Consider the following 14,141-nt stretch of genomic DNA (forward strand, 5'->3'; position numbering starts at 1 on the left):
AAGCCTAGCGATGATTCGCTAGGCTTTTTTGTTAAAGTGATTAAGCGTAGTGGGCTTCAAACTCACGCATAAAGTTCACTAACGCTTGAACGCCTTCAATCGTCATCGCGTTATAAATAGAAGCCCGCATTCCTCCAACCGCTCGGTGTCCCTTCAAAGCGACCAAACCTTTTGCCTCTGCTTGCTCTAAAAACAGCGCGTCGAGCTCTGGTTTCACCAATTGGAAAGGTACATTCATACGTGAACGATTATCAGGATGCACATTGTTGATGTAGAAGTTGGACTCATCAATTTGCTGGTATAACAACGCGGCTTTCTCTTGGTTGATTTTTTCCATTGCCGCTACGCCGCCTTGTTGCTTGAGCCACTTGAACACCAATCCAGATAGATACCAAGCAAACGTCGGTGGCGTGTTAAACATGGAGTCTTTTTCAGCCAGCACTTTGTAGCTCATAAAACTTGGCAACAGGTCGTGGGCCAAATCGAGCAAATCATCACGGACGATGGCAATACAAATGCCCGCAGGTCCGATGTTTTTTTGCGCCCCCGCATAGATCACACCATATTGAGAGACATCTATTTGGCGCGAAAGGATATTGGATGACATATCCGCCACAATAGGCTTGTCAGTGTCAGGTAGTTGACTTATCTCAATGCCATCAATGGTTTCATTGGGACAAAAATGTACGTAAGCCGATTCAGGGTCGATAGCCCACTGCGCGGCATCCACGATAGCAGTTTTTCCATCGCGCTCGGTTTTTGCGTCGAACACATCGACTTCACAGTACTTGTACGCTTCTTTAATCGCGCTTTCAGCCCAGTAACCGGCATCAATATAGGTCGCTTTGTTCGCGCCACCCAACAAGTTTAACGGGACGGCGGCAAACTGAGCCCGTGCCCCACCCTGGCAGAAAAGGACTTTGTAATTATCTGGAATATTGAGCAAGTCGCGCAGATCTTGCTCGGCTTGTTCAGCAACCTCAATAAACTCTTTACTTCGGTGGCTAATTTCCATCACCGACGTACCGAGGTTATTCCAGTCGACAAACTCACTCTGCGCCTGTTCCATTACGGCTTTAGGTAACCCAGCTGGGCCTGCACTAAAGTTAAATACCTTGTCCATTTCACTTTCCTTGCTCAAGCTTGTAAATACGTTAAGAGGATTAATAGCATGTTTTTTGCTGGATAAAAAGCAACAAAAGAGGTCTTTAGACCTCTTTATTTGTTTAAACCTACAAAGTTACTAGTTAAGGTTGCATGAACATTGGTAAGAGTAACGCCATTAAAGGGATTGACTGCCCGTTTTCAAAGACCAAATTACCTTCTTGTAGCTGCGCTTTCATGCGATAGCCGAGTTCCGTTTGTTGCATTATTTCCATCACCATGGCTTCATCAACGCCCTGTTGAATAAAAGGAAAATCTGCCACCAACCCATTGGACACAAACGTATCAATATCCCCAGTCAGAGCAGGCAAAATTTTTGCCATATTCTGAGTGACGTTATCGGTCCCATTTGGGACTTCGATCGTCCACTGCGTCGTAAAACGACTCTGCTCGTTGAGTGTGACCGCCATGTTGTTGACCGCGACATAAAAGCCATTTGAGAACAAGCGGTCGACGTACGGAATCGCGGCTTGAATGTCCTCGTTGCTTGGTACAGGGTTGTTTTGGTAAAGATTGACCAACTGCTCGAACGCTACGCTGTCTAAGTCACCAAATGCAAGATCTAGCGACACTTGCTCGACTTCACCATCACTTGTCACCACCTTGTTTAAATCGACAATATGTTGGCTACTGACCGTTTGGGCGACGTCATCCAACGAACTAATAAAGCGATATTGGCTATGATTAAGCTCAAATAAGGTTTGCTGCTCTTCGCTAACGACTGATAACTGTTCGAGTTGAAGTGTCTGCTCACCAATCCAGAAACTGTCGACTTTTTTTCCTTCGCCCTGGCCCGTCACACCTGAAAGCATCATTTGCTCACCAGAGTTGAAGTCAACTTGAATAGAAGGCACATCGAGCTGGTATGTCATTTCGCCCAACACCGTGATGTCGCCACTCAAGGTCGATGAAGACACAGAGATCATGGCCCCTTCGGCTCCGGGCGTCGATTGATGCCAGTTATCTAGCTTTAATACATAGTCGGTATTGCCATTCAACTGAGTCACGGTTTCTAGCTTCAATGGGAACTCAGTGGCATTTTCGAGTTCAGACACGGCCGTTAAGCTCATCAAACCATGAGAGACTTGGCTCTTCATCACCAACTCTGTCGGTAACCCATCCACCGCCAGTTGCTCTGCGAGCGCAGGGTCAGTAATGGTGTAGCGTGTGGTCACCTGTGAAGTCAGATAGCCTCGGTCATACTCTACCACCTCGGCCTTTAACGAGTCGCTGTTGAGATGGGCAACACCATCTTGGATAACACTTTGTCCAATCTGGCCAACGGCAAGTGGCCAACACAACGCAAGCGTAATGGCGCCACCAATAGCGCCGAGTTTTTTCAATTCCATAGTCATTCATTCTTATTCACTATTTCGCTCAGTCTACACCAAAAAACCTTGAGATAAATCAGAGTATTGGCCATAAAATGAAAACAAATAAGATTCTTCGTACTCAGCTCTCAATACCGTTTACCCAAGATTGCTAGAGTGTAGACAGTGATTTGTTAATATTGTTGCTTAGCCGTGAACCCATTTTCTGTACTCTGTTTAGACAACAACCCGATTAGCGTCGAACAACTGAGGCGCGAGCTGAGTCCGTTTGCCAGTAAGTTCGACCTTCACACCGCCGACACCATTGAAGATGCCAATGCGGCACTCGAGTTTTGCCTTGAGCATGAGCAAACCGTCGCACTGGTGATCGCCAGCCATCATGAGAACTTCAACGGCGCCGACTTTCTTGTTCAGCTAGATAAAAACCAACATACTCAAAGCGCGCACAAAGTATTGATCAGCTGCGGCCAAGATATTCAGGCGATTCTATCGGCCGTCAATGACGGTCGGCTCGACTACTGCTTGACGAAGCCACTTCAAGACAATGTCGTGCATAAAACTGTGCAAAAAGAGCTCACCTCTTTTATTCTCAAACACGATAAAGAGAACTTGCTCTCTTATAGCCAAGTGCTCGACCAGCATAAACTGTTACGTGCGCACATCGACCAAAAGATGCGTAGCTACCGTGAAGGCTTCATCACTGACCATCATAGTTTGAGCGATCAAGAGTTGGCGCAAAAGGTGTCATCTGCGTTGCTCGATTTCTTCGCCCAAGCCGATGAAAGCCGCGCATGCCGCACTTATTCCGCCGATCACTTGTTGACAATCGAGGGTGAAGAAAACCAGTTTTTATGGTTCATAACTAAAGGCGAAGTAGCGTTATATAAAAAAGACGAAATCGGTATGCAACGCGAAGTCGTTCGACATACCCAAGGGAATATTGTTGGTGGGATGTCGTTTGTGACCGGGGAACCGTCTTTCTCAACAGCAGTCACCTTATCTCAGACCGAGGTGATCAAACTCGATCGCGAGGTATTTGCCAAGGTCATGCACTCCAATATGACCTTATTGCCACTCTTCACTAATCTGCTTTTGCGTCACTTCAACCGTCGATTGCAACGCAGTATTAATACCAAGCTTGAACTGCAAAAAACTCTGGAATCACTGGAGTCCGCTCATCAACAACTGATCGAACGCGAAAAAATGGCCATGCTAGGCCAACTGGTCGCAGGGGTGGCTCACGAACTAAATAACCCCATCGCCGCTATCCTTCGTGGCACTGAAACACTTACAGGCAAGATTCAGCATTTAGTCGATAGCCGTTCGATTGACGAAGTGGGCATTGACGCCATCGAGGTACTGAAAGAAGGGCTAACTCAACGCCCTCGCTCCACAGCAGCTGAAAGAGCGCTAACTCGGGACGTTGAGCAGCAAGTCACAGACCGAAGAATTGCCAAACGTCTAGTGAAGCTTGGGCTGGAAAACAGCAGCGACTGGCTGCAAAAAGCGCAAACCCAACCAAAACTTTGCCTCGAACAATTAACGCGCCTAGACGACTACCATTTAGCGGGAAGCACGCTGCGCTCTATCAATGTGTGTGCCAGTCGCATTGCCGATATGGTGCGCAGCCTCAAAGGCTATGCGCGACCTGATGATGAAAAGCGCCACGTTGTTGACATCCACGAGGGTATTGAAGACACCTTGGTGATCTTTGAGAGCAAATTGAAGTTTCATGATGTCGAGAAACACTACCAAGACTTGCCTCCTATTCAATGTTTACCGATAGCGCTTCAGCAAGTGTGGACCAACTTAGTGTCAAACGCGATCGATGCTTTCCCCAGCAAAGGGCGTCTGGTCATCGAGACGCAACTTGCGGAACAAGATGGTCGACAGTGGGCGGTCATTTCTTTCACTGATAACGGCTGCGGGATTCCACCACATGTTCAGCAGCAAATGTTTAATCTGAACTTTACCACCAAGAAAGAAGGCAATTTTGGACTGGGTATCGGCTTATCCGTCTGCCAACAAATCATCCACCATCATGGTGGCAGGATCGACGTTGAGTCCGAAATCGATCAGTTCAGCAAATTATCGGTTTGGCTGCCATACGACCAAACCTCTTCTCTACCAAGGAGCCCTGAATGAACAAATATCTAATCTTATGTGTCGACGATGAACGTGAAGTACTGGATAGCGTCATTCAAGATCTCGACTGCTTTGAAGAACACTTTGTCCTCGAAGCCGCTGAATCGGTTGCCGAAGCGAAGCTATTGATTAAAGAGTCTCTCGCGGAAGACGTAAAATTGGCGCTAATACTCTGCGACCATATCATGCCAGAGCAAACGGGCATTCAGTTTCTGATTGAACTGAATGAAGACGCACCGACTAAAACAGCCCGCAAGCTCCTGTTGACCGGCCAGGCAGGTCTTGAAGATACCGTTGAAGCGGTCAACCATTCGAGTTTAGATTTTTATATTGCCAAGCCTTGGCGAGGTGATGAGCTAAGAGACATCGTCAAAAACCAACTCACCACCTATATGATCAACAACGAGTCCGAACTGATGCCTTGGGCCTCAGTGCTCGATACCGAGAAAATCTTCGCGGCAATGGCTAAAAACCGAGTGTCCTACGGCGAATAAACAATCAGATTTGGCATAGCGTTTGCTTATTTTTATAAATAACGACAAAACAATGACATTTCTATAGTGACTGTTGTTATGATGCATTATTATGTCGTACTAAATGTCATGGCGCACACGTCGCTAAAGGCCAAGGAAATTAACAAGATATAGGTTTATCGTCCATATGCGTAAAACAATCTTAGCTGCAGCCCTAGTGCTTGCATCGGGTCAATCATTCGCTCAAACCGATCCAAACAGCCCAGCAGTAATGAGCAACTTCAGTTATGACTTTTTAGAAGCTCGTATCGGTGCCAGCCCTGTGACCTTTGGCGCTGCTATGAGCAAGTCTGTCCATCCAAATGCGCACATTGTCGGCCGTGTCGATTCCGAGTTTGAAGGCGATTTCGACGCAGCCGCGGGTTTTGGTTTTCACGCACCGATCAACAACTGGGCGGATTTCACCGGTGAGATGCTGCTACGCCTTGTTGACACAGGCAATGATCGACGCGATGGCTACGGTCAGGGTACCAACACGGGCATGGAGCTCAACCTAGGTGTTCGTCAATGGTTAGGCCCTCAATTAGAAGTGGGTGGCAAAGGTGGCTACGTCTCTATCGATGACGACGACAAGTGGATTGGTTCTGCTTACGTTCGCTTCCACTCAACCGAGCTGTTCTCTGTCGGTGGAGAAGCGCGCATCAACGATTTCTATGGCGATCAACTGATGTTCACCACTCGCTTTAAGTTCTGATTTGAATTGATACAAAAAAACCGAGGTCGCCACCTCGGTTTTTTTTTGCAAATCCATTTGCTTGAGCAATTTGTCCTAATAAAGGATGTAATTAAAGTGAGTCAATCAGTGACAACTTGCCAGTAGTTGGCGCTTACGCGGCTCTTGGATCAGTTTCCAATGAATACCTTCAATTGCGCCAGCGAACTTCCAAAGTAACTTAACATCGACATCACTGCCATATGTTTGTTTTACTTTAGAAAATACCTCGGGCGCGCCTAGCTGAACAAAGGTCTCGACATCTTCAATGCCGGCCTTTTTAACCATGCGTTCTAAGGTTAGCTGCATATTGGGTAAGTCACGTAAACGGCGATTAGCCGAAGAACGTTTAAACTCGCGTTCAGAAACAGAATAATCGATCGACTCTTCCACTAAACGGTCCATTCTGCTGTCTTCGCTGACAAACAGCGCGGTGACATCATAGTAATTCACTGTGGCTGTGGTCTGCTTTTTAACATGACGATACTTCTCACAGCCGAGCTCAGACAACTCACTATCGAGCTTTTCACCACCGCGGATAAACACACGTTCATTGCTGAGCAGTGCAAACATCGCTTCTTCTTTGAAGAGGCCGGTACCGCCAAACATAGAACGTTTTTGAAAATCACCAAACTTTTTAACGTATTGAGTAAACTTTTGCTATGTCATATCCATTGATCCTTAATCAAATACCCCGATTAGTAGAGATCACCAGATAGCAGCAGTGTTAAGCGAATAAACAATATTGGCTCAAGCATTATTGTTGTGTTTTGCGACGCTTGAGCAATTTGCGCAATAAGAATGATAGTTAACGAAACGAATTAAGTCTGTGCATTTATCACATCAATTATATTTGAGTAGTTGCGTACCGAGATGGGAATCACATTATTTCACTTTTGATGCCTCAACTCCTAAGTCGATAAGGGAAATAAATCGCTACACAAATTATCAATCCAGCGCATCTAGTGATTGCTAATATACAACCTGAACCGTTACACTGCACAGAGTATTATAATTATGTAACGTCTATGAACCATCTATCATTCTATTGGCTACCCGAAAACGGTGAGCTTCTACTTAAAGGGATAGAATCCGAATTTTCGGGCTTGATTGAAAATTCAATCAAGAACCGCAAAATTTCTCTGCCACCGATTCCTGAAGTCGTCTTAAAAATCCAACGACTCTGCACCCAAGATACCACTACCATTTCTGAAGTTGCCGATTGCCTAATTGAAGATCCAGGTTTGGCCGCCATCGTAATTCGAGTGGCCAACTCCGTCATTTTCAACCGACGCAATATAACGTGTACCGACATACTCACGGCCGTCTCTCGGCTTGGCATCCTGCGCGTACGCGACATTGTTACCGCCCAAGCGATCGAACAATTAAAGCACTCGGTCAACCTGACTCATTCTTGCAATAAGATTTTGAGTCAAAGTGCCGCGAACTCACGTGAACTCGCGGCGACTATGGTGCTGGTCACTCGCGGCTTTAAACAAACGGCCCTACCCGCGTACAACAACTTAGAGACAGATAAAGCCCTTTTAACCGGCTTGTTGGCTGACATTGGCTTATTTTGTATCGTCAACGAGTACCATAATTATTTGGAGCAAGGTAACTACCTCGCCGAAGAGATCGCCTTCCAAATATTTGATAGACAGTGTTCCAACGCCAGCAAGTTAGTCCTCGACACTTGGGGCTTTGACGCCGATTTCCTTGAAGTGGCCTCCAATCAAGCCATGGCGGCATCCGACGTTGATGTCTCCTATTTAGATGTGGCGCGGATCGCCAACCATATCCTAATGTTCCGACGTCAAGACGAACAGATTGATGAGCATACCGTTGAATTTGACGTAACGGGCGCCGAAATACTGTACAATCTCAGTAATTTAAGTGATATTGAGTTCAATAAACAGATAGATGAACTCATAAGCGCAAGTGGTCTCTAACCACTAAACAGGATGTACCATGTTCTCAGGGATGCTATTTATTTTTGCCCCACTGGTGGTGGGGTATTTTATTGCTGTGTCAAATACGGCAACACTTGAACGAATCAACACCGCCACATCTAACCTAATCTATGTCATTCTTGCCCTCATGGGGTTAAGTCTGGCCGCTTTGGACAACCTGGGTCAAAATCTGCAGCTGATTTTAAAAACCACCGCGGTGTTTTTTACCTGTTTAAGCTTGTCGAATTTAGCGGTGCTGCCGCTGGTCGACAAATTGCTTCCCATTCAAACCGATGCGAGTCATACCAAACTACCGCTGTCATCAATGGCGCTCGAGTCAGCGAAGTTGATCTTGGTGGTAGGTAGCGGCTTGGGGATAGGTTTAATGCTGCCATTTGACCTGAGTTGGGTCGATACCGCCAGCGAGTGGATTTTATTCCTGTTACTGTTTTTTATCGGTATCCAGCTACGCAACAGTGGCTTAACGCTAAGGCAAATTCTACTGAATAAACATGGTATGCTCATTGCTGTCGTCGTCATCGCAAGCTCGATGGTCGGAGGGGTGATCTCCGCAGCCATTTTGCAAATCGACCTTTATCAAGGCCTGGCCATGGCCTCTGGCTTCGGCTGGTACTCACTGGCGGGTATTTTAATGGGCGACGCATTTGGCCCCGTCTATGGCGGTGCCTCTTTTATGATCGAGTTACTGCGTGAGCTGATTGCGTTAGTACTCATTCCAATGTTCATCCGCACTAAACCTTGTACCTCTATCGGTTACGCTGGAGCGACAGCGATGGACTTTACCCTGCCTGTCATTCAGACCACCGGAGGCGTACGCTGTGTTCCGATCGCCATCGTCAGTGGCTTTATTCTGAGCCTGCTAGTGCCAGTTATGATGTTATTCTTTGTCTCTCTTGCAGCCTAGATCGCAGAATCAAGGGGTTAACTTTTTATATTATGCCCGGTAAGCCCAACTACTTTAGTTAACGCTAAAGTTAATCAATACACCTATAATAATTATCTTTAAAAGGAATCACTATGAAACGCACTCTTGTTGCTCTGTTGCTCGGCGCGGCTTCTACAATGGTTAGCGCGGCTGACAACACCTGTTTGTCGCAAAAGTACGACGCCTATATCGACGCTTCTCTGCATTGGTATGAAGACTTGTCTTTGCTTACGACCGAGCAATACCCAGACCTAGCGGAAGTCAGTGCTTGGTTCCTCAAAGGACGCCAACATCATTTTGAACTCAATCGAGCTGCGGTGCATTATTATCTAGAGCAAGATCCAAGCAAAATTGCGACCAGCCAGCCTGTAGAAGCTTGGCTAAAACTTGAACAAAAAGAGATCAAAGTGCTCGCATCACGCAGTGATGAGTTAGGTGAATTGGCCAAAATGACCTTCGACGATCGTCAGTCAAAACCGCACGCAAAGAACTATGAACTGCGCTCAGCATTTGCAGATCTGCTCAGCCACCCAACAAAAATTGATACGGCTCTAAAACGCTACAACCAATCCATTCAACAACTTGAAGAGATTGAGTGTCAAAAATAGGCACTAGATATCATCCAAACACAGATAAAGAATGCGGTGCGGATAAAACTAAGATTCGACAATTAAGACGGGACATTGGTCCCGTTTTCGTTTAGATTGTCCCGCTTGCAAGAAAAACGATTAGAGCAAAGTCGCTGTATGATAACGGAACATAAAACGGCTGATGTGAATTTTGAGAGCTTATTGCGCATATTCACAGTACCTGAAGGGCCGGACTCAACGTTAACCCAAATTGAAGAAGAACTCTCTCGCAACTTAAACAAGTTTCTGCGTGAGCATATTGTTGCCGAAGAAAAGCCCCTGCGCGATATCGAAAAAGACTTCTCAAATGCCTCGATTCCTGAACAACCTGAGTTTGTGTCAGATCATACCCAGCACTTGTTAGACACTCTTGTATCCCAGTCAGTCCATACCTCTGCCCCCAGTTTTATCGGTCACATGACCTCGGCGCTGCCCTACTTCCTGATGCCACTGTCGAAGATCATGATTGCGTTGAACCAAAACTTAGTCAAGATCGAGACATCCAAAGCCTTTACGCCTCTTGAACGCCAAGTGTTAGGCATGCTCCATCGCCTCATCTATAACCAAGATGACAATTTTTACGGCCAGTGGATGCATAGTGCGAATCACTCTTTGGGGGCATTTTGTTCCGGTGGGACCATCGCCAATATCACGGCCCTATGGGTGGCGAGAAACAATGCGCTAAAAGCGCAAGGCCGCTTCAAAGGCGTCGAAAAAGAAGGTTTGTTCAAAGCCATGAAGCACTATGGCTATGAAGGGCTTGCAGTACTGGTATCCGAACGAGGCCACTACTCGCTCAAAAAAGCCGCCGACGTATTAGGTATTGGCCAAGAGGGGTTAGTTGCTGTCAAAACTGACAGTCACAATCGGATTTGTCCTAAAGCTCTTGAGCAACGTATCGCTGAGCTCAAAGCGAACAATATCAAACCTTTTGCCGTGATTGGTGTGGCAGGCACCACTGAAACTGGCAGCATTGACCCGCTCGAAGCGATGGCTGAAATATGTCAGCGAGAAGCTTGCCATTTTCACGTCGATGCGGCTTGGGGCGGTGCAACATTGATGTCAAATAACCATCGCCATCTGCTGCAAGGTATTGAAATGGCTGACTCAGTCACTATCGATGCTCACAAGCAGCTCTACATCCCTATGGGAGCTGGGATGGTGTTGTTTAAACAGCCCGATGCCATGAAATCTATCGAGCATCATGCTCAGTATATCTTACGTAAAGGTTCAAAAGATCTTGGGAGTCACACTCTCGAGGGCTCACGGTCCGGTATGGCGATGTTGGTCTATGCTGCAATGCATATTATTAGCCGACCTGGCTATGAGTTGCTCATCGACCAAAGCATAGATAAAGCCCGCTATTTCGCTCAACTGATTGAACAGCAAGAGGACTTTGAGCTAGTGTCTCACCCTGAGTTGTGCCTGCTCACTTATCGCTACATTCCAAGTCACGTACACCAAGCGCTCGGCCAAGCGAATACCGTACAACGGGCACAATTGAATGAGTTACTGAATGAGTTGACTAAATTCATTCAAAAACGGCAACGCGAAACGGGCAAGTCGTTTGTCTCTCGAACTCGACTCAACCCCGAAAAATGGGACCGTCTGAACACTATTGTCTTCCGCGTGGTATTGGCCAACCCGCTCACTGGTCGTGATATTTTGAGCAGTGTGTTGGAAGAACAACGTGATATCGCTAAACAAGCACCAAACCTTATGAGCAAAATCAATCGTATCGTCGAGGCGATCCTTTCTCCCAAAGCGTCGTTCTGAAATTTTCTTTCTTAAACATGTAATTTCTTTATCAACAACCGGTGTGTTCCTCAATGAACCCACCGGTTTTACGATTATTTTTGTAGTTTAAACAAAATTTTGTTTGAGGCCTGTCATATATTGACTAATTGCTTGGCAGAAAAGTTGTAGTAAACCTTTTGCTTAGGTTTATACTGGTGCAATGGCGCTGGACAGCACTTACCCTATTGGCAAACAGCTTGTTACCCTTTTCTTTTCGGGTATGTCCAGTGAGTTGTTCTCTATACCCTCGTGAACACTATGAACACATTAGAAAAAATTCAAAAAAATCTAGAAAATTTTAGTAAGTCCGAGCGAAAGGTTGCCGAAGTTATCATGGCATCACCGCAAACTGCTATTCATTCTAGTATCGCAACCTTGGCCAAAATGGCCGATGTGAGTGAGCCAACTGTCAATCGTTTTTGCCGCCGCTTAGATACCAAAGGTTTTCCTGACTTTAAGCTCCACTTGGCTCAAAGTTTGGCCAAAGGCACACCGTATGTGAACCGCAATGTTGCAGAAGATGACGGCCCAGATGCTTACACGCACAAGATTTTTGAATCGACCATGGCGTGTTTGGATGTAGCCAAGAACAGTCTAGACCCGATGCAAGTGAACCGCGCTGTTGACCTGTTAACACAGGCAAAGCGTATTTCATTTTTCGGCTTGGGGGCTTCCTCAGCCGTCGCTAAAGATGCGCAAAACAAGTTTATTCGCTTTAACATTCCAATTACTTGCTTTGAAGATATTGTCATGCAACGCATGAGCTGTATCAACTGCACGGACAACGATGTCATCGTTTTGATTTCGCATACAGGCCGCACCAAGAGTCAGGTAGAGATTGCTAATCTGGCGCGCGAAAATGGGGCAACCGTGATCGCAATTACGGCCAAAGACTCCCCGCTCGACAAAGCAAGTTCGCTATCTATTTCGCTAGACGTTCCTGAAGATACCGACGTTTATATGCCAATGGCAAGCCGCGTCGTACAGATGACGGTGATCGATGTGCTGGCAACCGGCTTTACTTTGCGCCGCGGATCTGGCTTTCGAGAGAACTTAAAGCGCGTCAAAGACGTACTCAAAGACTCACGTTACGATAAGCTATCGCAATTCTAATAAAAAGGAGCACTTGGTGCTCCTTTTTTCATTCGCTACTCTGTAAACGCCCTTTCTCTTCTCGGTAACCGTGACGAACAATCGTTGCCTTCGCTTTGGACTGTGACGTTTGCTCATTGTCGCATTCGCCGTCACACTGACACACTTGGGACAAAATATACATCAAGCGTGGTTTAGTAAGAGGAATAGGATTTCCCTTGATAGCCATCGACTTCAGCGCGTCCTCGGCGACCTGTTCAAACGACGTTGAACACACCCCAAAACGCTCAATAGCGGGTAAGGCTAACTTATCGAGCATCATATTGACCCAAAGAACACTGTCTTTGTAATGGGCGTTATTTCGCCCAGTCAGTATTTGAGCAAGTTTTTCATAGCGCGCCAAAATATCGCTACGTTCTGACTCTTTAGCCGCGTTGATATTCTCCTGCATCACATAAGGTGCAAGGCGCGCGGTGATCACGCTGTGCGGCGCATCGAGCTTCCCGCCAAGCGCCGACGCTAAGCCGTGAGCAGCCCCGAGCTTGGCATTGGTGATCGCCATTCCTCCTAACATCGCCGCAAAAGACACGTCACTCCGCGCTTGAGGTTGATCATCTAAACAGGCAGCCAACATAGAGCGACTCAACTTTCTCAACCCCTCTTCACAGATCATATCCGTGAGCGGGTTGGGATCACCACACACATAAGCTTCCATCAGGTGGGTAAAGGCATCCATCGCACCGCGAGCACTGGTCTCTCTGTCGGTGCCATAGGTTAAGGTTGGGTCAACAATAGCGACGTCGGCGAGCATATCAGGGCTTCGCAAACTCACTTTCACCTGATCTTGTCCTGACCGTAGTACTGCGTTGCGCGTTACCTCAGACCCTGTGCTCGCCGTCGTAGGAATCGCGATAAACGGCAGTGGCTTGGTTTTGAGCGGAACACTCCTACCCACAACTTCCACATAGTCATACACGTCACCTTGATTGGGAATGATCGCCGCCAATGCTTTTCCCATATCCAGTGCACTGCCGCCTCCAATTGCAACGACCATATCGGGTTTAAATTTGCGCCCGGCTAACGCGACCTCTTCCACCATAGTGATGTTAGGTTCGCCATAAATCGCCACATGCTGATAACGCATCGCTTGGCTGTTGAGGTAATCAATAATAGGCTGAGCTCGAGCGAGATTTTTTCCGCTCACCAAAAGAACGCTATAGCCATACTGACTTAACAGCGATAAAGAGGACGCAAGCGCCCCTTCTCCGAAGACAATTCGAGTTGACGTCATAAATTGGAACATGCTCAAACACTCCTTGTAGCCGCGCTATATAAGCCTGCCTGTTATGCCGCAGAATAAAATTGAGCCAGTGCAACTTATCGCCAATAACCACTTATAATTTATGGTTTTATGACGCGAGTCCACAATATGAATACGCCTATTTAAAACACCAGGTTCATTTTTTGGCCGATAGCTTTCAGCTATTGAACTAACAGGCATTTGCTACTTTATTTCCGTTTTTGGATCGGGCATAGTTGCAGGTAACAAAATACAGGAGAAAGTGAATATGTTCGTAGTTATCTTTGGTCGCCCAGCTTGCCCTTACTGTGTTCGTGCAAAAGAGCACGCGGAAACACTGAAAGCAAAACGCGAGGATTTCAACTACCGCTATGTTGATATCCATGCCGAAGGGATTTCTAAAGCCGATCTTGAGAAAACCGTGGGCAAACCTGTAGAAACCGTTCCACAAATCTTTATCGATCAAGAACACATCGGTGGTTGTGACGAGTTTGAAGCATATGCAAAAGAGCATCTTGGTCTTTTTGACGAGTAAGCTCAGAT

The 14,141-nt window shown here is 46.6% G+C and carries 12 protein-coding genes and 1 pseudogene; 9 read left to right on the forward strand and 4 right to left on the reverse strand.

All coding sequences use genetic code 11. The annotated features are described in order from the left end of the window. Positions 1 to 40: 40 nt before the first annotated feature. Both serC and FCU94_RS08265 read right to left on the reverse strand, forming a co-directional pair. On the reverse strand, positions 41 to 1,123 hold the full coding sequence (gene serC / locus FCU94_RS08260; protein ID WP_176288060.1) for a 3-phosphoserine/phosphohydroxythreonine transaminase: 1,083 nt from the start codon (positions 1,121 to 1,123) through the stop codon (positions 41 to 43). Positions 1,124 to 1,247: 124 nt separating this feature from the next. Next, positions 1,248 to 2,513: a DUF945 family protein gene (locus FCU94_RS08265; RefSeq protein ID WP_176288061.1), complete on the reverse strand. Its 1,266-nt coding sequence runs from the start codon at positions 2,511 to 2,513 to the stop codon at positions 1,248 to 1,250. 174 nt (positions 2,514 to 2,687) lie between these two features. On the opposite strand from FCU94_RS08265, the gene FCU94_RS08270 reads away from it, so the two are divergent. From FCU94_RS08270 to FCU94_RS08280, 3 genes are all read left to right on the forward strand, one after another. Further along, positions 2,688 to 4,640 (forward strand): ATP-binding protein, encoded by a 1,953-nt coding sequence (locus FCU94_RS08270; protein ID WP_176288062.1) that lies wholly within the window; start codon positions 2,688 to 2,690, stop codon positions 4,638 to 4,640. Then, a complete protein-coding gene (locus FCU94_RS08275) occupies positions 4,637 to 5,134 on the forward strand; it encodes a response regulator (RefSeq protein WP_176288063.1) in 498 nt (165 codons plus the stop codon). Before FCU94_RS08270 ends, FCU94_RS08275 begins: the two co-directional genes overlap by 4 nt. Positions 5,135 to 5,300: 166 nt before the next feature. Further along, complete coding sequence (locus FCU94_RS08280; protein ID WP_176288064.1) at positions 5,301 to 5,867, forward strand: hypothetical protein; 567 nt, start codon at positions 5,301 to 5,303, stop codon at positions 5,865 to 5,867. A 105-nt stretch (positions 5,868 to 5,972) separates the two neighbouring features. Here FCU94_RS08280 and FCU94_RS08285 read toward each other — a convergent pair. Next, a pseudogene (locus FCU94_RS08285) lies at positions 5,973 to 6,560 on the reverse strand (TfoX/Sxy family DNA transformation protein). 353 nt (positions 6,561 to 6,913) lie between these two features. On the opposite strand from FCU94_RS08285, the gene FCU94_RS08290 reads away from it, so the two are divergent. From FCU94_RS08290 to FCU94_RS08310, 5 genes are all read left to right on the forward strand, one after another. Further along, a complete protein-coding gene (locus FCU94_RS08290; protein WP_176288065.1) occupies positions 6,914 to 7,834 on the forward strand; it encodes an HDOD domain-containing protein in 921 nt (306 codons plus the stop codon). 19 nt (positions 7,835 to 7,853) lie between these two features. Further along, positions 7,854 to 8,759 carry a lysine exporter LysO family protein gene (locus FCU94_RS08295; RefSeq protein WP_176288066.1) on the forward strand — a complete coding sequence of 302 codons (906 nt, stop codon included), beginning with the start codon at positions 7,854 to 7,856 and terminating at the stop codon, positions 8,757 to 8,759. Between the two features lie 113 nt (positions 8,760 to 8,872). Then, entirely contained in the window at positions 8,873 to 9,388 is a 516-nt protein-coding gene (locus FCU94_RS08300; RefSeq protein WP_176288067.1) for a hypothetical protein, read from the forward strand. 138 nt (positions 9,389 to 9,526) lie between these two features. Then, positions 9,527 to 11,185, forward strand: a complete 1,659-nt coding sequence (gene panP / locus FCU94_RS08305; protein ID WP_176288068.1) for a pyridoxal-dependent aspartate 1-decarboxylase PanP — start codon at positions 9,527 to 9,529, stop codon at positions 11,183 to 11,185. 279 nt (positions 11,186 to 11,464) lie between these two features. Further along, positions 11,465 to 12,319 (forward strand): MurR/RpiR family transcriptional regulator, encoded by an 855-nt coding sequence (locus FCU94_RS08310; protein WP_176288069.1) that lies wholly within the window; start codon positions 11,465 to 11,467, stop codon positions 12,317 to 12,319. A 28-nt stretch (positions 12,320 to 12,347) separates the two neighbouring features. Here the strand turns inward: FCU94_RS08310 and FCU94_RS08315 are convergent, their stop codons facing one another. Then, positions 12,348 to 13,601 (reverse strand): iron-containing alcohol dehydrogenase, encoded by a 1,254-nt coding sequence (locus FCU94_RS08315; RefSeq protein ID WP_176288070.1) that lies wholly within the window; start codon positions 13,599 to 13,601, stop codon positions 12,348 to 12,350. Positions 13,602 to 13,866: 265 nt separating this feature from the next. On the opposite strand from FCU94_RS08315, the gene FCU94_RS08320 reads away from it, so the two are divergent. Beyond that, complete coding sequence (locus FCU94_RS08320; RefSeq protein ID WP_176288071.1) at positions 13,867 to 14,133, forward strand: GrxA family glutaredoxin; 267 nt, start codon at positions 13,867 to 13,869, stop codon at positions 14,131 to 14,133. The last annotated feature ends 8 nt before the right edge of the window (positions 14,134 to 14,141 follow it).

This window comes from Vibrio sp. JPW-9-11-11 (genome assembly GCF_013369335.1).
In the GTDB taxonomy this organism is placed as follows: domain Bacteria; phylum Pseudomonadota; class Gammaproteobacteria; order Enterobacterales; family Vibrionaceae; genus Vibrio.